This is a genomic window from Hyphomonas oceanitis, assembly GCF_036964545.1.
Taxonomy (GTDB): Bacteria; Pseudomonadota; Alphaproteobacteria; order Caulobacterales; family Hyphomonadaceae; genus Hyphomonas; species Hyphomonas oceanitis.
Genome location: NZ_JBALTL010000003.1, coordinates 190,063 through 211,144 on the forward strand (window position 1 = coordinate 190,063; position 21,082 = coordinate 211,144).

General features: G+C 60.8%; 21 protein-coding genes. 14 read left to right on the plus strand and 7 right to left on the minus strand.

Annotation, left to right across the window (positions count from 1 at the left end; genetic code table 11):
* Window positions 1–186: 186 nt before the first annotated feature.
* The 9 genes from hemE (at window position 187) to V7651_RS10150 (ending at window position 9,839) form a co-directional block, all read left to right on the plus strand.
* Window positions 187–1,242: a uroporphyrinogen decarboxylase gene (hemE, locus tag V7651_RS10110; RefSeq protein ID WP_335613122.1), complete on the plus strand. Its 1,056-nt coding sequence runs from the start codon at window positions 187–189 to the stop codon at window positions 1,240–1,242.
* A 6-nt stretch (window positions 1,243–1,248) separates the two neighbouring features.
* Entirely contained in the window at window positions 1,249–2,322 is a 1,074-nt protein-coding gene (gene hemH / locus V7651_RS10115; protein ID WP_335613123.1) for a ferrochelatase, read from the plus strand.
* 11 nt (window positions 2,323–2,333) lie between these two features.
* Window positions 2,334–2,762 (plus strand): CopD family protein, encoded by a 429-nt coding sequence (locus V7651_RS10120; RefSeq protein ID WP_335613124.1) that lies wholly within the window; start codon window positions 2,334–2,336, stop codon window positions 2,760–2,762.
* A gap of 163 nt (window positions 2,763–2,925) precedes the next feature.
* Window positions 2,926–4,203, plus strand: coding sequence for a transcription termination factor Rho (gene rho, locus V7651_RS10125; RefSeq protein ID WP_034737674.1), 1,278 nt, complete (start codon window positions 2,926–2,928; stop codon window positions 4,201–4,203).
* A gap of 16 nt (window positions 4,204–4,219) precedes the next feature.
* Entirely contained in the window at window positions 4,220–5,554 is a 1,335-nt protein-coding gene (mnmE, locus tag V7651_RS10130; RefSeq protein ID WP_335613125.1) for a tRNA uridine-5-carboxymethylaminomethyl(34) synthesis GTPase MnmE, read from the plus strand.
* Window positions 5,555–5,630: 76 nt separating this feature from the next.
* Window positions 5,631–7,490, plus strand: coding sequence for a tRNA uridine-5-carboxymethylaminomethyl(34) synthesis enzyme MnmG (gene mnmG / locus V7651_RS10135; protein ID WP_335613322.1), 1,860 nt, complete (start codon window positions 5,631–5,633; stop codon window positions 7,488–7,490).
* A 3-nt stretch (window positions 7,491–7,493) separates the two neighbouring features.
* The gene (rsmG, locus tag V7651_RS10140; protein WP_335613126.1) at window positions 7,494–8,117 is read left to right on the plus strand and encodes a 16S rRNA (guanine(527)-N(7))-methyltransferase RsmG; all 624 of its coding nucleotides are present in this window, start codon (window positions 7,494–7,496) and stop codon (window positions 8,115–8,117) included.
* Window positions 8,104–8,910 carry a ParA family protein gene (locus tag V7651_RS10145; protein WP_035538452.1) on the plus strand — a complete coding sequence of 269 codons (807 nt, stop codon included), beginning with the start codon at window positions 8,104–8,106 and terminating at the stop codon, window positions 8,908–8,910. The genes rsmG and V7651_RS10145 overlap by 14 nt, the downstream gene beginning before the upstream one ends.
* Window positions 8,911–8,915: 5 nt before the next feature.
* A complete protein-coding gene (locus V7651_RS10150) occupies window positions 8,916–9,839 on the plus strand; it encodes a ParB/RepB/Spo0J family partition protein (RefSeq protein WP_418887231.1) in 924 nt (307 codons plus the stop codon).
* Here the strand turns inward: V7651_RS10150 and holA are convergent, their stop codons facing one another.
* The 4 genes from holA to V7651_RS10170 are packed head-to-tail and all read right to left on the minus strand — an operon-like array spanning window position 9,840 to window position 14,373.
* On the minus strand, window positions 9,840–10,874 hold the full coding sequence (gene holA / locus V7651_RS10155; RefSeq protein WP_335613129.1) for a DNA polymerase III subunit delta: 1,035 nt from the start codon (window positions 10,872–10,874) through the stop codon (window positions 9,840–9,842). It lies immediately after the preceding gene.
* A complete protein-coding gene (gene lptE / locus V7651_RS10160) occupies window positions 10,874–11,347 on the minus strand; it encodes an LPS assembly lipoprotein LptE (RefSeq protein ID WP_051624780.1) in 474 nt (157 codons plus the stop codon). The genes holA and lptE overlap by 1 nt, the downstream gene beginning before the upstream one ends.
* On the minus strand, window positions 11,344–13,911 hold the full coding sequence (gene leuS, locus V7651_RS10165; RefSeq protein WP_335613130.1) for a leucine--tRNA ligase: 2,568 nt from the start codon (window positions 13,909–13,911) through the stop codon (window positions 11,344–11,346). Before leuS ends, lptE begins: the two co-directional genes overlap by 4 nt.
* Before the next feature lie 36 nt (window positions 13,912–13,947).
* The gene (locus tag V7651_RS10170) at window positions 13,948–14,373 is read right to left on the minus strand and encodes a DUF3576 domain-containing protein (RefSeq protein ID WP_084146269.1); all 426 of its coding nucleotides are present in this window, start codon (window positions 14,371–14,373) and stop codon (window positions 13,948–13,950) included.
* Window positions 14,374–14,489: 116 nt separating this feature from the next.
* On the opposite strand from V7651_RS10170, the gene V7651_RS10175 reads away from it, so the two are divergent.
* From V7651_RS10175 to V7651_RS10185, 3 genes are all read left to right on the plus strand, one after another.
* On the plus strand, window positions 14,490–15,656 hold the full coding sequence (locus tag V7651_RS10175; RefSeq protein ID WP_335613131.1) for a porin: 1,167 nt from the start codon (window positions 14,490–14,492) through the stop codon (window positions 15,654–15,656).
* Between the two features lie 78 nt (window positions 15,657–15,734).
* A complete protein-coding gene (locus V7651_RS10180; RefSeq protein ID WP_156950466.1) occupies window positions 15,735–16,187 on the plus strand; it encodes an NtrZ family periplasmic regulatory protein in 453 nt (150 codons plus the stop codon).
* A 143-nt stretch (window positions 16,188–16,330) separates the two neighbouring features.
* The gene (locus tag V7651_RS10185) at window positions 16,331–17,536 is read left to right on the plus strand and encodes an APC family permease (protein WP_418887232.1); all 1,206 of its coding nucleotides are present in this window, start codon (window positions 16,331–16,333) and stop codon (window positions 17,534–17,536) included.
* A 6-nt stretch (window positions 17,537–17,542) separates the two neighbouring features.
* Here the strand turns inward: V7651_RS10185 and V7651_RS10190 are convergent, their stop codons facing one another.
* Entirely contained in the window at window positions 17,543–18,115 is a 573-nt protein-coding gene (locus V7651_RS10190) for a thiamine phosphate synthase (RefSeq protein ID WP_335613133.1), read from the minus strand.
* Window positions 18,116–18,158: 43 nt separating this feature from the next.
* Between V7651_RS10190 and V7651_RS10195 the strand changes: the two genes are divergently transcribed.
* Complete coding sequence (locus V7651_RS10195; protein WP_418887240.1) at window positions 18,159–18,818, plus strand: YggS family pyridoxal phosphate-dependent enzyme; 660 nt, start codon at window positions 18,159–18,161, stop codon at window positions 18,816–18,818.
* Here V7651_RS10195 and V7651_RS10200 read toward each other — a convergent pair.
* Entirely contained in the window at window positions 18,815–19,330 is a 516-nt protein-coding gene (locus V7651_RS10200; RefSeq protein WP_418887233.1) for a L,D-transpeptidase family protein, read from the minus strand. The genes V7651_RS10195 and V7651_RS10200 overlap by 4 nt on opposite strands.
* Before the next feature lie 97 nt (window positions 19,331–19,427).
* On the opposite strand from V7651_RS10200, the gene V7651_RS10205 reads away from it, so the two are divergent.
* Window positions 19,428–20,114, plus strand: coding sequence for a response regulator transcription factor (locus V7651_RS10205; protein WP_035538430.1), 687 nt, complete (start codon window positions 19,428–19,430; stop codon window positions 20,112–20,114).
* 189 nt (window positions 20,115–20,303) lie between these two features.
* Here V7651_RS10205 and V7651_RS10210 read toward each other — a convergent pair whose 3' ends face one another.
* Window positions 20,304–20,900: a hypothetical protein gene (locus V7651_RS10210; protein ID WP_335613136.1), complete on the minus strand. Its 597-nt coding sequence runs from the start codon at window positions 20,898–20,900 to the stop codon at window positions 20,304–20,306.
* Window positions 20,901–21,082 lie beyond the last annotated feature (182 nt).

Genomic DNA, 21,082 nt, shown 5'->3' on the forward strand with positions numbered 1-21,082 from the left:
CTGTGACTCCAGAAGGGGTGTTAACGGGTCATTAACCAGCGCCGCCATTGAAGGTTAAGCAAGTCTTAACGGGGTGCGACACCCTGTGACTCCCATGTGGAATTTGCTGGACAAATCCTGTGAGTAGCCTTTCTCCCCTGATATCACCGGGTAGTAATAATAAGCGCCCTGACGGGCTTTTGAGAGATGAGAGATTTGAGAGTCATGGGGCAAGCGAGCACACCAAAACTGATATCGGTTCTCGGCGGAGAAGCTGCCAAGGTGCCTCCGGTATGGATGATGCGGCAAGCCGGGCGTCACCTACCCGAATATCTCGAGCTGAGATCACGGGCCAAAGACTTTCTCGATTTTTGCTACACACCTTCCATGGCAACAGAAGCGACGCTTCAGCCTGTTCGCCGTTACGGCATGGACGCAGCGATCCTGTTTGCCGATATCCTCCTGATCCTCGACGCGATGGGCCTTGGTGTGGAGTTCGAAAAGGGCGTTGGCCCTCTGGTGCAGCAGATCGATTCCGCTGCCGACCTAGGCAAGGTGCCTGCGAAGAAAGCGGCGGATCGTTTGGCGCCTGTCTATGAAACGGTGTCGCGCGTGAAAGCTGAGTTGTCGGCTGAAACGGCCCTCATCGGTTTTGCCGGTTCCCCCTGGACGGTTAGCCTTTATGCCATCGAAGGCCGCGGCAAGACGGACAAGTCGCTCGCCTGGCGCTGGGCGCATGGCAGACCGGATGAGCTGGCCGCCGTCATGGACCATGTGATTGAGGCGACAGCCCATTATTTGCTGAAACAGGTGGAGGCGGGCGCCGATGCGCTGATGCTGTTCGACAGCTGGGCTGAAGGCCTGCCGAACAATATTTTCCGCGAAGTGATCATCGCGCCGACGAAGAAACTCGTGACGCGGCTGCGGGAGATGGGCGTGACCGTGCCGATTATCGGTTTCCCGCGTGGAGCGGCCGCCATGTTGCCGGAATATGCCCGCGAGACAGGTGTGACCGCGATCGGCCTCGATACGGCCGCTGTGCCGTCTTTCGTGAATGCTGAAATTGTCGCTGGCATGCCTGTGCAGGGCCATCTGGATCCGCTGCTGCTGATCGAAGGGGGTTCGCGTATGGACGCACGCGTCCGCGAACTTGTGGAAGCTTATTCCGGGCGCCCCCATATCTTTAACCTCGGCCATGGTATCCGGCCGGAAACACCTATCGGGAACGTGGAGCGCGTCCTGAAAATCATTCGGGAAGGCTGACCGATCATGGGTCGCAAGATTGCTGTTGTACTTTTCAATTTGGGTGGGCCTGATGGGCCCGACTCTGTGCAACCCTTCCTGCGTAACCTGTTCGATGACCCGGCGATCATTCAGGCGCCCTTGCCGATCCGCTGGGCACTGGCTCGTTTCATTTCCAAGACGCGTGCGCCCTCTGCGAAGAAGAATTATGCGATGATGGGAGCTGGCGGTGGTTCGCCCCTGCTGCCGGAAACCGAGAAACAGGCCGAAGCCCTGCAGATTGAGCTCGCGGCGTCATTGCCCGGCGATGAAGTGAGAACCTTCATTGCGATGCGCTACTGGCATCCTTTCACCCGGGATGTTGCCCGCCAGGTGAAAGACTGGGGCGCTGATGAAGTTGTGCTGCTGCCGCTCTATCCGCAATTCTCCACGACAACGACGGGTTCCTCGCTGAAGGAATGGAAGAAGCATTATCCCGGCCCGACGCGGACCGTGTGTTGCTATCCGTTTGAAGAGAGCTTCATCGCCGCGCATGTGGACCAGATCATGGCGGCATTTGATCAGGCTGGCCGTCCGGAGAATGTATCGCTGCTGCTCTCGGCGCATGGCTTGCCCGAAAAAATCGTTGAGGCGGGCGACCCCTATCAGTGGCAATGTGAAACGCTGGTCGCGATGATTTCAGCGCGCGTGCCGCAGGACTGGGAAGTCGTCGGTTGTTACCAGTCACGTGTGGGGCCGCTGAAATGGATTGGGCCGTCAACCGATCTGGAAGTCGAGCGCACATCGAAAGAGAAGCGCAACATTCTGATCGCGCCGATTGCCTTTGTTTCGGAGCATATCGAAACGCTGGTCGAACTCGGTGAGGAATATAAATTGCTGGCCGAGCAGCACGGCGCCGCGAGCTATACGCGGGTTGAAGCGCTGGGCACGCATCCGGGCTTTATCCGGACGCTGGTGGGCGAAACCATCGCTGCGCTTGAAATGAACGATACGATCCGGTCGTGTGCCGGGAGCCGCCTTTGCCCGACGGGCGCGTCGGGCTGCCCGCATGCCGATGTCGCGCGCCGCGCTGGCCAGGCCGTGGCCGTTCAGGCCGAGTAGGAGACCGCCCAATGCTCTATTTGTACGTGAAGGCGTTTCACATCATTTTCGTAGTCTCGCTGATGGCGAGCCTGCTTGTCTATCCGCGCTACAAGATTCACCAATTGTCGAGCGCGCCCGGCGAGCCGCTTTTCGAGACGATGAAGAAGTCGTCGCAGCAATTGCGGATGATCATCATGAACCCCAGCCTGATCCTGGTCTGGGTGTTCGGCCTCACCATGCTATGGATGAACCCTGCGCTGCTCTCGCAAGGCTGGCTGCACGTAAAACTGCTGCTGGTTCTGATCCTTTCAGGGCTGCACGGCTATTTCATTGGTCTCGGCAAGAAAGTGGATCGTGGTGGGGATGGCGTGCCGGTCAAGCGGCTGCGCATGCTCAACGAAGTGCCGTTCCTGCTGATGATCGTGATTGTCATCCTGGTGGCCGTGAAGCCCTTCTGAGGGCCATAAGGCATTGAAGACTTGACGAAACGGGCGTCCGAGGCCCATATGTCCTGCAACCGGCGCACAGTCCTTGTGCAGCGCGATGTCCTATTCGCCCGGTCCCCCACATTTCAGTCCGACCCAGATCACACCCGGATTCCACCTTTAATTGGCCTCATCCATGCTCGATAACGTTACCAGCGTCACCCTCCGCGAACTCAAAGCAAAATCCCCTGAAGAACTTCTCGCCTATGCCGAGGAACTTGAAGTCGAGAACGCCTCGGCGCTGCGTACGCAGGACATGCTGTTCGCGATCCTCAAGGAGCTGGCCGACAGCGAAGTCGAAATCACGGGCCAGGGCGTTCTGGAAGTGCTGACGGATGGCTTCGGCTTTCTGCGCTCGCCGGAATCCAACTATTTGCCCGGCCCGGACGACATTTATGTCAGCCCGGAAGTGCTGAAAAAGGCGAATATCCGGACCGGTGACACGGTTGAGGGCCCGATCACGGCGCCGCAGGACAATGAGCGCTATTTTGCGCTGACCGACGTGTCGAAGATCAATTTCGAGGAGCCTGAAAAGGCCCGCCAGAAGGTGCACTTCGATAACCTGACGCCGCTTTATCCAGAAGAGCGGATGAAGATGGAAAGCCGCGACCCCACGAAGAAAGATCGCTCGGGCCGCGTGATCGATATCGTATCTCCGATTGGTAAAGGCCAGCGCGCCCTGATTGTTGCGCCGCCACGGACCGGTAAGACCGTGCTGCTGCAGAATATTGCGGCCGCGATCGAAGAGAACCATCCGGAATGCTACCTGATCGTGCTGTTGATCGACGAGCGCCCGGAAGAAGTGACCGACATGCGCCGCACGGTGAAGGGCGAAGTTGTTGCCTCGACGTTCGATGAGCCAGCGACACGCCACGTGCAGGTCGCCGAAATGGTGATCGAGAAGGCGAAACGCCTGGTCGAACACAAGCGCGACGTTGTTATCCTGCTGGACTCCATTACGCGTCTTGGCCGCGCCTATAACACGACCGTGCCGAGCTCCGGCAAGGTGCTGACCGGCGGTGTGGACGCGAATGCACTGCAACGTCCGAAGCGCTTCTTCGGTGCGGCGCGGAACGTGGAAAACGGGGGCTCACTCACAATCGTCGCAACGGCGCTGATCGATACGGGCAGCCGGATGGACGAAGTGATCTTCGAGGAATTCAAAGGTACGGGTAACTCGGAAGTCGTGCTCGACCGGAAGATTGCCGACAAGCGCACCTTCCCTGCCATCGACATCATGAAGTCCGGCACGCGGAAAGAAGAGCTGATCACGCCAGCTGACCAGCTGTCCAAGATCTATATCCTGCGCCGTATCCTCGGCCCGATGGGCACGAACGATGCGATCGACTTCCTGATCGACAAGCTGCGCCAGACGAAGACGAACGACGAGTTCTTCGAGGCCATGAAGAACTAGGCATGATGGAGCGCACATGAGCGAGCGCGACACAATCTGCGCCCTCGCTTCGGGTGCGCCGCCGGCTGCGATCGCGATCCTGCGCTTGTCGGGGCCGCATGTGCGCGCGTTGGCCGAGCGCCATCTCGCTAGCGGTCTGCCCGCGGCGCGGCATGCAAGTCTGACGGACATGACAGATAATGACGGCGCCCTGATTGATCGGGGCCTCGCGCTCTTCATGCCGGGCCCTGGCAGCTATACGGGCGAGGACACGCTTGAGCTTTACCTGCATGGTGGCGCGGCCGTGATCGCGCATGCGCTGGACACACTGACCGCGCATGAGGGCGTTCGCATGGCTGAGCCGGGCGAATATACACGCCGGGCCTTCGAGGCAGGCAAATTGGACCTGACCGAAGCTGAAGGTGTTGCGGATATCATCGAGGCCGAGACAGTTGCGCAAAAGGCGCAGGCGTTACGGCAGCTGGGCGGCGGCCTGTCGCAGACCTATGACCAATGGCGTGCTGAACTGACAGGTGTGCTGGCGCTGGTCGAAGTGGCGATTGATTTTCCGGATGAGGGCGACGCGCCGCAGGATACGACGGCGCCGATCCTGGCAAAGCTTGGCCGCGTGATTGGCGAGATTGAAACGGCGCTTGGCGATCGCGGGATTGGTGAGCGCATCCGTGACGGGTTTCGTGTGGCCATTATCGGCGCGCCAAACGCCGGCAAGTCGACCCTGCTCAATCGTCTCGCGCGGCGTGAAGCAGCTATCGTGACAGCCAAGGCCGGGACGACACGCGACGTGATTGAAGTGCGCCGCGTGCTCGGCGGGCATGTGGTGTGGATTGCCGATACAGCTGGCCTGCGTGTGACGGAAGACGAGATTGAGGCCGAGGGCGTGCGGCGGGCGGAAGTGGCTGCGCGTGAGGCAGACTTGCGGCTGTTTGTGCTGGATGCGTCGTCGCCGGACATAGACCATCTGTCTACGGATTACCGTCTGGATACGGATCTTGTTGTCGTCAACAAGAGCGACCTCGGTGCGGCGCCGGATGGCATCAGCGCTAACCATGTGATCTCGGCAAGGGATGGTTCGGGCGTTGATGCGCTGGAACAAGCGATCGCCCGGTTCGTTGATCAATATGCGGCTTCAGTTGAGGCGCCGGTGATAACACGCCAGCGCCACAGGGAGCGGCTGACCCAAGGGTTGAGCAGTTTGGAGGCCGCCCGTGACGCACTTGAACAGGATGTCGGGGCTGAACTTGCGGCTGAAGACATCCGCATGGCTCTCCGCCAGCTTGGGTCAATTATCGGCGTAGTGGGCGTCGAGGATGTGCTCGGCGCAGTGTTCTCCGAGTTTTGCATCGGCAAATGACCCCTAGGGTTTGAGGCCCCGCGCGGTTATATAGCCGCCAGAACACCCCCTATTCCAAGGTACTTTATTGATGGCGATGCCAGACCAATTTGATGTGATTGTAATCGGCGGCGGACACGCTGGCTGCGAAGCGGCTGCGGCTGCGGCACGCTTTGGCGCGCGCACGGCCCTCGTGACGCACAAGCGATCAACCATTGGCGAGATGAGTTGCAACCCGGCGATTGGGGGCCTCGGCAAAGGTCATCTCGTGCGCGAGATCGACGCGCTTGATGGCTTGATGGGCCGTATGGCGGACAAGGCCGGCATCCAGTTTCGCATGCTCAATCGCTCCAAAGGCCCGGCTGTCTGGGGGCCGCGCGCGCAGATAGACCGCGCGCTTTATCGCCAGGCGATGCAGGCTGAACTGGCTGATTATCCCAATCTCACAATCATCGAAGACGGCGCTGAAGACCTGATCATCGAGGATGATATTCTCACGGGAGTCGTTGGTCTTTCCGGAACGGTCTATCATGCGCGATCTGTAGTTATCACTACAGGAACGTTCCTTAAGGGCATGATCCATATTGGCGACAAACGGATACCTGCTGGCCGGGTTGGCGAGGCGCCCGCGATAGGGCTGTCCGACCGTCTTTATGGCATGGGGCTGCCCATGGGGCGGTTGAAGACCGGGACACCCGCGCGTCTCGATGGAAGTACGATTGCATGGGACCAATTGGAGATGCAGGCGGCAGACGAATTGCCGGTGCCGTTTTCCTATATGACGGATCGAATAGAAGTTCCCCAAGTCGCGTGCGGTATCACGTGGACGACGGCGGAGACGCACGCGATCATCGCCGATAATATCAATCAGTCGGCCGTCTATTCCGGCGCGATTGCCGGACGCGGCCCGCGCTATTGCCCGTCCATCGAAGACAAGGTTCACCGTTTTGCTGATCGGGACCGCCACCAGATCTTCCTGGAGCCGGAAGGCCTTGATGACGACACGGTCTATCCGAATGGCATTTCCACGTCGCTTCCGGAAACCGTGCAGGATCAATTCATCCGGACCATTCCGGGCCTCGAAAACGTGGTTATCCGACAATATGCCTACGCGATCGAATATGACTATGTCGATCCGCGCGCATTGACGCCAGCCTTGGAAGTCCGTGCCCAGGCGGGCCTCTATTTGGCCGGTCAGATCAATGGCACCACGGGATATGAAGAGGCGGGCGCACAGGGACTTGTGGCGGGCCTGAATGCGGCGCGGGCGTCTGCGGGCAAAGAACCCGTCATGTTTGACCGGGCCGAGGCCTATATCGGCGTCCTCATTGACGACCTCGTCACGCGTGGCGTGACGGAGCCATATCGTATGTTTACATCGCGCGCCGAATATCGTCTGGCCCTCCGTGCGGACAATGCGGATCAGCGTTTGACACGAAAAGGCCTCGAAATGGGCTGTGTAGGCCCAATTCGGGCCAAAGTGTTTCACGTGAAACAAGATGCATTAACCCGCGCGCGTGAAATGCTCCAGGCCCTGACGCTCTCACCGGCCAAAGCGGCGCAGGCTGGGTGGGAAATCAATCAGGATGGCCGGGTGCGATCCGCCTGGGAATATCTCGCCTACAAGAATATCGGTTTTGCGGAACTTTCCATGGTCTGGCCGGAATTGTCTGACGTATCCTCGGAGATTGCGGCTCAATTGGAAATCGAGGCCCTCTATTCCGGATATCTCGAACGCCAGTCGGCGGACGTGGCCGCGCTTCGCCGTGACGAGGGTCTGACGCTTCCACGTGATCTGGATTATGCGTCGGTTGGGGGGCTTTCCAACGAAGTCCGTCAGAAGCTCGAATTGATCCGGCCGACAACACTGGGTCAGGCGGGCCGTATTGAAGGCGTGACGCCTGGTGCTTTGACGGCATTGCTCAGCCACGTGAAACGTCGCGCGAAGGGGGTCTGACCGATGACGAGTGAGAATGACCGCGCGGTATTTCTGGCCGCTCATAATGTTTCACGTGAAACGCTTAACCGTTTGGACCGGGTGATCGACACGCTCGATTCCTGGCGGAAGAAGTCAAATCTGATCGGGCCACGCGAGTGGCCGAATATCTGGCAAAGGCATGTCTGCGATAGTCTCCAATTGCTTGACCACATTCCCGAGACGGCCCGCGTGGTGGATCTTGGATCAGGCGCAGGGTTTCCCGGTCTTATTATCGCGGCGGCCCGGCCAGAGGGCCACGTGACCATGATGGAAAGCGTGGGCAAGAAAACGGCCTTCCTGAACGCGGCGATTGATGCAGCCGGATTATCGGCGGATGTGTATCAGGGACGGGTGGAATCGGCACCGGCAAGCCGCGCTGATTTCGTCACCGCGCGGGCCTTTGCGCCGCTGCCCAAACTTCTGGATTACGCCTCTCCCTGGATGAAAAACGGTGCAACAGGGCTGTTCCTCAAGGGCGAACGCTGGGAAGAAGAATTGACGGAAGCCCGACAAAGGTGGAGATTCGCTCATAAGGCGATTCCGAGCCGAAGCGGTGGGTCGGGAGTCGTGTTGATCGTAAGGGAGCTACAAGGTGGCGAAGCCTAGGATTTTTGCTGTGGTGAATCAGAAGGGCGGGGTCGGTAAGACCACGACTTCGATTAACCTTGGAACTGCATTGGCGGCTGTAGGTCGACGCGTTCTGATCGTCGATTTCGACGCGCAGGGTAATGCCTCAACAGGCCTTGGTATTTCCCGGGCAGACCGGGAGTTGACCAGTTATGATCTGGTCGTTGACCGCGTAGACATGGAACAAACGGTCCTGTCGACCATCGTTCCGCGGCTCGATATCGTTCCCGGAGATGAGAACCTTTCCGGCGTCGAAACGGAACTGGCCGGGGACGCCCGTCGCTCGTATCGCCTACGCGAAGCGCTGATGAATTATGTCGATCGGGCCGAAATGGGCGGCCTCGTCAAATACGATTATATCCTGATCGATTGCCCGCCATCCCTGTCGGCATTGACATTGAACGCCATGACGGCGGCCAATGCGCTGCTTGTGCCGCTTCAGTGTGAGTTTCTGGCGCTGGAAGGCCTTTCGCAACTTATGCGGACAGTTGAACTCGTGCGTCAGGGCCTTAATCCCGCCCTTGAAATACAGGGCGTGGTGCTGACCATGTATGACCGGCGCAACAATTTGTCGGACGAAGTGGCCGACCAGGTTCGCGCCTATTTCGGCAATAAGGTCTATAACACGGTCATACCGCGGAATGTCCGTCTGTCCGAGGCGCCATCCTTCGGTAAGCCCGCGCTACTTTACGATTATCGGTGTCCTGGCAGCGAGGCCTATATCCGCCTCGCCTCCGAAGTCCTGCAACGCGAAAAAGCGAGAGCGGCCTGATTACGATGAGCGAAGAGGGAAAGAGCAAACCCGCACGGCTAGGCCGTGGATTGTCCGCCCTGATGGGGGAGGTCGATGCTGTTGGTGCCGGTAGCGGTTCCGACAAGGAATTGTCTTCCAAGCCGGGTGTGGCGTCGAATGAGATCGATATTGAGCTTATTCGACGGAATCCGGCCCAGCCGCGCCGCACCTTTGATGAAAGCGCGCTGAACGAGCTCGCGGAGTCGCTGAAGAGCAAGGGCGTCCTGCAGGCTATCCTCGTGCGGCCGGATCCGAAAGATAAGGGCAAGTTTCAGATCATCGCGGGTGAACGTCGCTGGCGTGCGGCCAAGATAGCGGGCCTGAAGTCGATCCCGGCTTTGGTGCGCGATATTGATGAGCTCGAGCTTCTCGAGATCGGCATCATCGAGAACGTTCAGCGCGCAGACCTCAACCCGATTGAAGAGGCCGAAGCCTATGAGGCGCTGATGAAGCGTTTCGGGCGGACACAGGACAGCCTCGCCAATAGCGTCGGCAAGAGCCGTGTTCATATCGCCAATACACTGCGCCTGCTGCAATTGCCCGAAAGCGCGCGGGCGTTTGTGCGCGACGGGAAACTGAGCGCCGGTCATGCCCGCGCTGCGCTTGGCGCACCGGACCCTGAGGCGCTCGTCAAGCTGGCGGCGGAGAAAGGCCTGAGTGTTCGGGAAGTTGAGGCCAAAGCGAAAGAGGCGCGCGAGGGCGGACCTGTCGAGACCAAGTCAGCCAAGCAGATGGCTGATGAGAAGGATGTCGACACAGAAGCGCTCGAGGCGGACCTGACGCGTACGCTGGGCCTCGCCGTGGATATTCGTCATGGCAAGAATGGCGGCGAGCTGCGGATTCAGTATCGCGACCTGGAGCAGCTGGATGATGTCTGCCGGCGGCTGACCGCCAAGCGCGGTAGCTGATCAGGCCGCGCTGGCCGCAGCCTTGCCAAGCTCATTCATCAGCACACGCACAACAGGATCGGCGCTACCTGATCCGGACTTCGCCTGCTGCTCGGCTTCATAGATACGCTCCATGATCCGCATCAGCCGTTTCTGTGGCCACTTGCCGAGACGCGCGCGAAAGGCTGGCCAATCGCTCTGCCATACAGGTGGGCGCAGTTTCATGCCGGGCGCACCTTCGCCTGCGGCTATCCGCTTGTGGGCGTCGAGCATGCGCAAGGTTTCGCTTTGCAGGGCCCGCAGGATCGAGATGGCGGATGTGCCAGCAACTTCGAGGCGCTGAAGGGCGACATTGGCCGCGACGATATTTCCGTCCAGCGATGCGCGAATAGCGGCAGAGAGGTTGTGGTCGATATCCGTTGCAGACAGCGAGCGGATGTCATTGAGCGAAACGTCGCGACCCAGCCCGCGCGCATAAAGCGCGAGCTTCTCGATCTCGGCATTTGCAATACCGCGATGGCCGGGCAGGTCGCCCGTAAAGGCATGGAGCGCAGCTGTATCAATTGTTGCGCCGACTTCCAGAAGAGCCGTTTTTACGCGCTCTTCAATATCGCCAGCCTCATCTGCGAACAGCTGGAGGCAGGCCGCGTTCTTGGCGCTGCTCGCTGTTGCGCGGAGCTTTGATTTAGACGCAAGTGAACCGGCCTCGATGACGAGCCGTGCCGCATAGCGATCGGGATGCTTGTCGCCCTCGGCAAAGGCCTCGGCCAGGAGTGCCGCGATCTTGTCCCCATTAGTCCGTATACGGATTGCGCGTGGGTCGCCGAGGAGGGACACAGCTTCCAGATTGTCGAACAGGAGGGAGGGATATTTCTTGATGGCGTCGTCGTCGAGGACGGTCACTTCCAGCTCGCCGGCTTTGGGCCTCCACGCCTTGATCAGGCTGCTGGCAGCATCGCTTGCGAGGCCTTCGTCCTCACCGAATGCCAGAACGGCCCAAATGGCGGGATCAGGCCTGCGAGCGAAAGCGACGGCTTGCTTGCCCTTTAGCAGCATCAGTCAGCCATGAGCTGGAGACGCAAATCCTGGACGATACGTTTGGCCAGCTCGCGCATCGTACGGTCCGCAGCGCTCGTTTGAGCGGCGATGTCGCCATAGGGCTGCGCCGGTACGGAAAAGTCTGTCACCGCATCCGTGGAGCCTGAAATGGCTGAGTTGTCACGTGCGAGGACGTATCGCGCCCCGGCTGAGAGGCTGGATCGTGAGGCCGCCCCATCAGGTTTGAAAGCCAGGCGCGTGAGGTTTTCGGTCAAGACCACATTGAGGGTCGCTGGCTCCGTTACGCCGGGCAGGCCGATGGCCAGCTCTTGCTGAAGCGCGCGGCGCAATATGTATCCGGAACGCCCGTTGATCGGCTCGACCGTAATGGGCCCACCGGCTGCCAGAGCACTATTGCCCGGTGCATAGACCGGCTGGAAGCCACAGGCGCTCAGGCTGAGCAGGGCGAAGGCAGCGAGGAAGTGTTTCATGCCACCACGATATTCACGATGCGGCCGGGAACGACAATGGTTTTCTTGACGTCCTTGCCATCGAGGAAGGCAGCAACCTCGGGATCCGCGAAGGCTGCAGCCTCGACGGCTTCCTTGGCGAGGTCCCTGGAAACAGTGATTTCACCGCGGCGTTTGCCATTTACCTGCACGGCCATTGTCACACTGTCGTCCACCAGCAGGGCCGGGTCAGGCTCAGGCCAGGCCGCTGCAGAGACGAAGCCTTCGCCGCCAATGCGTTCCCAGCACGTTTCGGCCAGGTGCGGCATGAACAATGTCAGGCAGCGCGCCAGCATCGAAGCGCCTTCCATGCGCGCACCGACCAGCTCATCCGAACCCGTCTCAGCCTTTTTCAGCGCGGTGACCCATTCATAGATCGTCGCGACGGCCGAGTTGAACCGGAACTCGGAGATCGCCTTGTCGATGGAGGCGACGGCCTTGTGCGATGTCTTGCGCAGGGCGACCGAGCCATCGTCTGCGCCAATAGTGGCCGACTCCGTTTGGGGCAGGGCATCGAAGACGCTCCAGATGCGCTGGGCAAAGCGGGCTGCACCTTCGGCGCCGGACTGTGTCCATTCGACGTCGCGCTCGGGCGGGGAGTCCGAGAGGACGAACCAGCGCGCGATATCGGCGCCAAAGGCCCCGATGATCGCGTCGGGGTCGACCGTGTTCTTCTTCGACTTGGACATTTTCTCAATCGGGCCAACGCTTGCAGGCGCGCCGGTCGAAATCTCGATCCAGTTCCCGTCGCGCTGTTCGACTTCGGAAGGCTCCAGCCAGACGCCGCTGTCTGACTTGTAGGTTTCGTGGGTCACCATGCCTTGTGTGAACAGGCCGGCAAAGGGCTCGCCGCTTGGCAGGTCCAGCTCACCGACATCGCGCATCGCGCGGGCAAAGAAGCGGGCATAGAGCAGGTGGAGCACGGCATGCTCAACGCCGCCGACATATTGATCGACCGGCAACCAATAGGCGCGCTCTTCCATGTCGTCGGGGCTGGCGAAGCGGGCATAGTACCAGGAGCTGTCTACGAACGTATCCAGCGTGTCCGTTTCGCGGCGGGCCTTGCCGTTACAGCTCGGGCAGGTCTTGTGCTTCCAGGTCGGATGGCGCTCCAGCGGGTTGCCGGGCACGTCGAAGGTAACGTCATCGGGCAGGCGGATCGGCAAGTCAGCTGCCGGAACGGGAACGATACCGCAGGTTTCGCAATGCACGACCGGGATCGGGCAGCCCCAATAGCGCTGGCGCGAGACGCCCCAGTCGCGCAGGCGATAGTTCAACTTGCCCTCGCCGAGGCCCATGGATTCGATCTTGGCGATTGCCATGCGCTTGGCGTCGTCGATGGATTGGCCATCGAGGAAGCCGGAATGGAAGATCGTGCCGGGGCCCGTATAAGCATCCTCTTCGACGTCGAACGTAACGGCGTCTGCGTTTGGCGGCAGGACAACCGGCGTGACGGTGAGGCCATACTTGCGGGCAAATTCAATGTCGCGCTGGTCATGCGCCGGGCAGCCGAAAATGGCGCCCGTGCCGTATCCCATCAGCACGAAGTTCGCGACCCAGACCGGAAGTGTGCGGCAGGGCTCAAACGGATGCTGCACGGTGAGGCCTGTATCGAAGCCGAGCTTCGGGGCCTTCTCGATGGCTTCTTCGCTTGTGCCGACAGCAGCGCACTCGGCGCGGAAGGCCGTGAGCGCTTCATTGCCTTCAGCCAGTTGCAGCACGAGCGGGTGATCAGGGGAGAGCGCAATGAAGCTCGCACCGAACAATGTGTCCGGCCGTGTGGTGAAAATCTCGACGCCTTTTTCATAGTTCGCTGGCGCATTGCCTGCGAACTCGAACCGCATCTGCAGGCCTTCCGACCGGCCGATCCAGTTGGCCTGCATCGTGCGGACCTTCTCGGGCCAGCGCTCGAGCTTCTGGACTTCCGCCAGCAGGTCCTCGGCATAATGCGTGATGCGGAAAAACCATTGGGTCAGTTCGCGCTGCTCGACCACGGCGCCGGAGCGCCAGCCGCGACCGTCAACGACCTGCTCGTTGGCCAGGACAGTATTATCGACCGGATCCCAGTTCACCTTGCTGGCCTTGCGGTAGACGAGGCCTTTTTCCAGCATCTTCAGGAAGAGGCCCTGCTGGGCGCCATAATATTCCGGGTCGCATGTCGCGAACTCGCGGCTCCAGTCGAGCGACAGGCCGAGCTTTTTCAGCTGGGCGCGCATCGCATCAATGTTCTGGTAGGTCCATTTACCGGGATGGACGCCGCGCTGCATGGCGGCGTTCTCGGCCGGCATGCCGAACGCATCCCAACCCATCGGGTGGAGCACGTTGTAGCCCTTGGCGCGGCGGTGGCGGGCAACGACATCGCCCATGGCATAGTTGCGCACATGGCCCATGTGCAGGCGGCCCGACGGGTAGGGGAACATCTCGAGGATGTATGCCTTGGGGGCGTCCCCGGCCTCAGCCGGTGATTTCGCCTTGAACAGGTTTGCTGCGTCCCACTCGGCACGCCATCTGCTTTCCGCGGCCTGCGGATCATAACGGGTGGCCATGTCCCGCTCCTTTAAAGACGTATGATTGGTGGCTTTCTAGCCGATCTGTGAAGCCTTGAGCGTGCGCGCACGTTGAAGGATCTTGTTCTCAAGCTGGATTCCGGTTTCCGGGTCGACGGTCGCGTCGGTCCAGGTGCCGTCTGTATTGGTCTGGCGGAAAACCGAAACCTTCACGCCATCGGCGCGTAGCCGCGTGTCGAGAATGTAGACTGTGGCCTTGATGCGCTCGTCCGGCGAGTCCGGGAAGGACTTCCAGTCATAGTTGACGATGCCGCCGACGGGATCAGCGCTGTCGACCGGCATGTTCTCGAACGTGTCCAGGGTCGCGCGCCAGAGATAAGGGTTCACAGTGCCGACATTTTTCTGGGTGATGTTGGCATCGTTGGACTTGCTGCCGCCGAACTGGCAGCCGGAAACGATCAGCATGCCAGCCATGGCGGCGGTGAGGATGTGTTTGACCATGAAGATTGTTCCTGAGTGCAAGACCTTGTTGACGTGCGTTTGTATAACAAGGGGAGTCCGGGCTCGCCAGTGCTGATATGCCGAAGAGGGCGCGAGGGGTTTGCAGGAGAGAAACCATGTGGAAACCACTGACACTGCTGGCCTTGTTGGGCCCATTGGCCGGACAGGCCATTGCCCAGGAAGACTGGGAGGTCTGGGAAACCGAAAGCGGGGCCGAAGTTGCCGTCGCTGCATCGACTGCTGATGGCGCGCCGGTGACCTGGGCGACAGCGCTGAACCTCTCGACCAACCGCATTCTGGATAATGGGCTGGAGATCGGCGCCGTTGGCCGGTTTGAACTCCAACAGGACAATCCCCACAGGGCGGGCTTCAGCGGCGCGACAGGCAGCGATTTCGGGCTCGGGCAGGGGGCTTTCAGCGGACTTGCCCCCGGGACTGGCCATGAACATGTCGGGACGCGGGCGCAGCTGGAACAGGCCTATGTCTATGCTGAAGGGGGCTATGGCGAGGTGCGGCTTGGTCGCGACAAGGGCGTTGCCGCGCGCTTTTACGAAGGCGCGCCGAGCCTATTCCTGAAGGCCAGTACAGCCAATCCGGTGCTCGACCCGACCGGGCGAGCCTATATACGCACCGACAATGACCTGACGGGACCTGCGCTGAAGGTCAGCTATGCCAGCCCGCGAATCCTTGGCGTGCGCGCGGGCGTTTCGTATACACCGACGGCCGATGTGCGCGGACTGGACCGCGATCCGGAGCGACGTGTGGTGGGTAATTCGCAGCTGAGCGTGGATTCGGCGGCTGAGGCGGCCATTAATGTGTCGCGCCGGTTGCGGGAGAGCGGCGTGCGTGTGCGCGGGGCCTTGGCCTATAGCCGCGCCGATGTCAGCTCGGTGCTGCGACCGGATATCTATGGAACCGTCGAGACCTGGTCTGCTGGCGCATCGGCGGAGTTCGACACGATCACGCTGGGTGCCAGCGTGCTGGGCAGCAACAATGGCCTCGATTCCGGCAGCGGCGACTATTCCGCCTGGACGATTGGCGCCACCAAGCAGGCCTTTTCGATGGAATTCGGTGTCGACTATGGCGAGGCCACGGACGACCTGACAGGGCTCAAAAGCGAATCGTGGAGCATTGGAGCGGCAAAGGAACTTACCGACAGCCTGCGTGTTGCAGGAGGATACCGTAGCCAGACAACCCGCTTCAGGCGAGTCCTGCCCCTCGGAGTGCCTCAAAATGAGGATTCGGCGGACGGTATTGTGTTAGAAATCACACTATCGCTTTAATTTGGCCGCCTCAACGAATGTTAATCTTCTATTTACTGGGGCCGCTGACTATTCTCTTTACGGGTAAGGTGCAGAATTATGAAATCGGGCTTGGTCCTCTCTCTCATGCTGTTCTCGGCTGTGCTGGCAATGCCAGCCATGGCCGATCCGGCTATGGCAGAAACCGCCATGAACGTGGATGCGCCATCCCTTTCCGAAAGCAAGGCCGCAGAAGCTGACTGGTATCGCCAGTTTGCCCGCCCAAAGCCTGCGGACACCAAGCCGGTCTGGCAACCGGAACCGACCGATGATTTCTCTGTCCAGTTCGGCCGCAATGCCCGCTGGCAGCTCAATCTCGATATGCTGACCCGTCCGAATTCGTCTCCCTTGCCGCGCGAGCAGATGCAGGCAGGCGCGACATTCCGCGTGACACCGCGCTTCTCGGTTGGTGGTGAAGTCAGCCTTGGCGCTGAGCGCCTGAATGATTCTACCCAGTGGGAAGAAAGTCAGGTCGAGACGGGTATCCGGCTCAAGTCCGCCTTCAAGTTCTAGTTTATCCAATTTTCGATTTGGCCATCGCGTGGCAGGCGGCTTTTTGCGTGTTGCCTGACGCTTGCGACTGGGGTTAGGCCTATTGCTATTCAGGCGCTGTCATTCGGTCGGGCGCGCAATCGGGAATCACAATCGGTGGCGCCATGTTTGTGAGTGGCTTGATCCTTGTCGTCACGCTGATAGCGGGCGCTGTCCTGCTGTGGCCACGCGTGGCGAATGTGAAGTTGTGGCGCGCCACCATGACACCGCTGGCGTCGATCATCGGCAGTGGCTTCCTGGTTCTCGGGCCGATCCTAGATTTCCAATATGGAAAGTATGCGCCGCTGGTCATGCTGGCGCTCTGTGTCGGGGCCTACCTGTTTGGCGGGGCGATACGGCACAATATCCGTTTACGCGGCGCGCATGACGAAGACCCGGACAAGTTCGTGGCGCGGCTCGAAGTGGGCGGTTCGTGGACCCTTGCCCTGGCTTACGTGATTTCGGTTGCCTATTACCTGAACCTGTTCGGCGCCTTTGGGGTCAGTCTCACCCCGTGGGACACCCAATTCGCAGCCCGCATTCTGACCAGTGCGATCTTGGTGCTGATCCTGGCAGTTGGCTGGTTCAAGGGCTTTCGCGCGCTCGAGCGGATGGAGCAGGTCTCGGTCAGCGTGAAGCTGGCAATCATCCTCGGCCTGCTGGTTGGCCTCGCCATCTTCTTCGGCAAGGAAGCGAGCGCGGACAAGCTTGTTTTTCTGGAGCCGAAATCATCTGGCTGGGCGGCGATCTCGCTGGCGTTCGGTTTGATCGTGACGGTTCAGGGCTTTGAGACATCGCGCTATCTTGGCGCTACTTACGATCACGTCACACGGATACGCTCGATGAAGCTCGCGCAGGTGGTCTCCTCGGCCATCTACATGATCTATATCGGCTTTGTCGCCTATGTGTTTCAGGGCAATGAGCTTCACCTCGAAGAGACGGCAATCATCGACATGATGAAAGTCGTTGCGCCGATCCTGCCTTTGCTGCTCGTCGCGGCTGCCCTGACCGCTCAGTTCAGCGCGGCGATAGCGGATACGAGCGGGTCGGGCGGGCTGGTGGCGGAGCTGACGGGCGGATTGGTCAGCGAGCGGCAAGCCTATGCGATCCTTGTCGGGATTGCCCTTGTGTTTACGTGGACGGTCGACCTGTTCGAGATCATCTCCTACGCGTCACGGGCCTTCGCGATCTATTATGGCGTCCAGTCGGCGATTGCGGCCGCTTCAGCCCACCGGGTGCTGGGCCACAAGGGAAAGACTGCGCTCTATGCCAGCCTCGCCGTCCTCGGCTTCATGATCGCCATTCTGGGAACACCCGCTGAAGGCGGATGACGGGTCCTATCGCATGAGCCCATCGACAGCCGCGAGTCCTGCGAAGGGCGCGACCTCAGCGGCATTCCCTGCAGTGACGCCGCCAAGGGCATAGACGGGGCAGGGCGCGCTCAGGGCAAGGCGGCGAAACGCTGGCACGCCCAGCGGCTTGCCAGCAGACGGGCTGGCTGACGGGAAGATGGCCGAAACGAGCGCTGCATCGATCGGAAAGCCAGCAATGGCGCGTAGCTCTGCGGGCGAATGAGCGCTGGCGGTCATGAGGCCCATGCGGTCCTTCCATTGGCGGGATTGGCTTAGACGGGCGTGCGGCCAGTGCACGCCATCGGCGCCGACCTGAAGAGCCAGATGCGGATCAGCCGCGATGAGCAGGCGCAGGCGGCGTTGGCGGGAGATGTCTGCGAGTTTTGCGGCGCCGACTGCCGCGTCTGCGGCACCGAAGTGGCGATGGATGATGCCCCAGCCCTCAGGCAGGTGTCGCGCAATGCTAGCCGGGTCGGGTGTTCTTTGCGGATCGGTGAGGAAAAAGACCGGTGGCAAGCCGGCCGGCAGGTGCGCTGCGGCAATGCGGGCAGCTGTCATGAGCTTGCGCTTTGGCGAGGATTGGCGTTTCAACGTCATCAGCATGACTGATACGGTTTCCCTCACACTTGCCAAGCGGCGCAGCGAGATTCTGGCGGAGCTTTCGGCGGCGGCTGATCCCGCGCCGGTGCTGGTCGCCGTTTCGAAAACCCAGCCTGACGAAAAGCTCGAGGCGATGCTGGCGGCCGGCCAGCGCGTGTTCGGCGAGAACAAGGTTCAGGAGGCGCAGGCCCATTGGGCGGACCGTCGCGCGAAATATCCGGATCTTGAGCTGCGCCTGATCGGGCCGCTGCAGACTAACAAATCGGAAGATGCGGTCGCCCTGTTCGATGTGATCGAGACGCTGGACCGCGAGAAACTGGCGCGGACGCTTGCCAAGGCGATGGACAAGCTTGATCGGCGTGTGCCGGTGTTCATTCAGGTGAACACGGGCGAGGAGCCGCAGAAGGCAGGCGTGTTGCCGGATGATCTCGAAGCGCTGCTGGCCTGTGCGCGAGAGGAATGCGGGCTCGATGTGCAGGGCCTGATGTGCATTCCGCCGGTCGATGAACCGGCAGGGCCGCATTTTGCGTTGCTGGCGAAGCTGGCCAAACGTCATGGCCTGACAGGGCTGTCCATGGGGATGAGCAGCGATTATGCTGTCGCCGCGAGCTTTGGCGCGACGCATGTGCGCGTGGGGACGGCGCTTTTCGGGGCGCGCTAGATCGCGATCTCGATGACGGAGTCCGGTGTGAGGAAACGCAGGACATTGCGCAGGTCTGGTTCGGCGAGCGCGATGCAGCCTTCGGTCGGCTGGTAGGCTTCGCGGGCGAGATGCAGGAAAATAGCGCTGCCACGGCCGGGGGCAGGTGGATCGTCATTGTACCCAAGCTCGACGATCAGGTTGTAGACATGATCGGGGCGCCAGAGTTTCTCCGCGGAGGCGGGATAGGGCAAGGCGACGGGACGGTTATAGAGCGGATCGCCTGGCGCGTCACACCAGCCATCATGGGCGCGGAGCGGAACTTTGGGCAGGCGCGTTTCGGGCGGCTGGGTGCGATCTGGCCGGTAGAACAGGCGCCGCGTCTGCCAGATGCCGATGGGCGAGGCGCCATCGCCTTCGCGCTTGAGGTCGGCGCCAATGACGCCGCCAACACCCAGCGCGCAGCGGCAGGACATGTCCATGCCGAAAAAACTGCCATCTGACCGGGCTATGAAGTGGCTGTTCACGCGCATCTCCCTGTGTTGTGATCGCCTTTCCGGCACATTCTTATGACATCCTTGCGTGTCTTGGATATGTGCAAGACGAATTTGGAGCGAATGGAGCGCCATAATGTCTGCAAAAAAGACAATCCTGCTTGTTGATGATGATTCTGACCTGCGCGAAGCGCTGGCGGAGCAATTTGAGTTGCATGACGGGTTCGAGACGTTGCAGGCGGCCAATGCCCGCGAGGGGATCGACCTGGCCGTGAACGAGCGGCTCGACCTCATCTTGCTCGATGTCGACATGCCGGACCTTGATGGCCGCGAGGCCTGCAAGGTGATGCGACAGAAGGGCGTGCGCGCGCCGATCATCATGCTGACAGGGCAGGATGGCGATGCCGATACGATCCTGGGGCTCGAATCCGGCGCCAATGATTATGTTACCAAGCCGTTCAAGTTTTCCGTGCTGCTGGCGCGGGTGCGGGCGCATCTGCGCAGTTTCGAACAGTCGGAAGACGCGACCTTCCAGGTGGGGCCCTATGATTTCCGCCCCTCGATGAAGCTGCTGGTGACTGCCGAGGGCCGCAAGGTGCGCCTGACGGAGAAGGAAACCAATATCCTGAAATACCTCTACCGCGCGGGCGGCAAGTCGGTTGCGCGCGAAGAGCTTCTCTCGGAAGTCTGGGGCTATAATGCCGCCGTGACAACACACACGCTGGAAACCCATATCTACCGCCTGCGGCAGAAAGTGGAGCCTGACCCGGCCCATGCGCGCCTGTTGCTGACGGACGCGGGCGGCTATCGGCTGCAGCCTTAGGGCTTCTTGCCCCCTTCTCCCTCGGGAGAAGGGTTGGGGATGAGGGGCAGCGGCGTTGCGGCAGGTGCTTGTGTTTGCTTTGCGTTTTGTGACCCCTCACCCCCGGCCCCTCTCCCAGAGGGAGAGGGGTGCGCGCTTAACCGGAAACATCCTGCGATGCCCGGCAAACTGGTCTGATTATGCGGGGATTCAGCCTGAGCTTTCCCAGCTTTTGAAGGCGTCCCGTAGCAATTCCGGAAGCGCTGTGGCGATGGCGCCAAGTTCGGGCGGCATGCGGTGCGTGCGGGTCATGGGCAGCGCCATGGGGGCGGCTTCGCCAGCCTTGCGCTGGCGTTCGAGGGTTCGGGCGAGGCGTTTGGCGTGGGCTTCGGGCGAAGCGAGCAGTTCTTGTAAAGCCGCGAGGCGGGCGAGGATCGGGGCGGCTTGAACGGGTCCGCAGGCGCGTGTCGCGGTCGCTAACCCGTCCCTGTCCATGTCCGGGCCCAAGACGCGGGGCGACAGGCCCGTGAGGCGGCCCGAGGCCTTGGTTTCGACGCGCTCGGTATCCGGATGATGCCCGGACGATGCCCGAACAGGGACCGGCGGCAGCACGAGACCAAGGGCCATGAGCACGAGCAGGCGCCGGATGATGATTTCGAGCCGGGCGAGTTCAGCGCGGGCGCGCTGAGCCAGTGTGCGTTTCAGTGTGGAGGGGTTGAGGTGCGCTTCCGTTATCACGGCAACACTCGCCAAGGCGCGTTGCGCCTGGGCGATGCCATGGGTGACGAAGGTGGAGGTGTTTGTCATGGCGGCCAGTATAGGCCGGGTGGGATTAGGGTTGGATAAGGTGGGGTGAAACTTGGCCGCATCCCCGGCGAAAGCCGGGGTCTCTCGCGGGTGAAAACTTTCTTCAATTGCATGAGGTCCCGGCTTTCGCCGGGAACACGGCGGTGGGGTGGGTTTTAATAAGCGCTCAGCCTGGGCCCTTT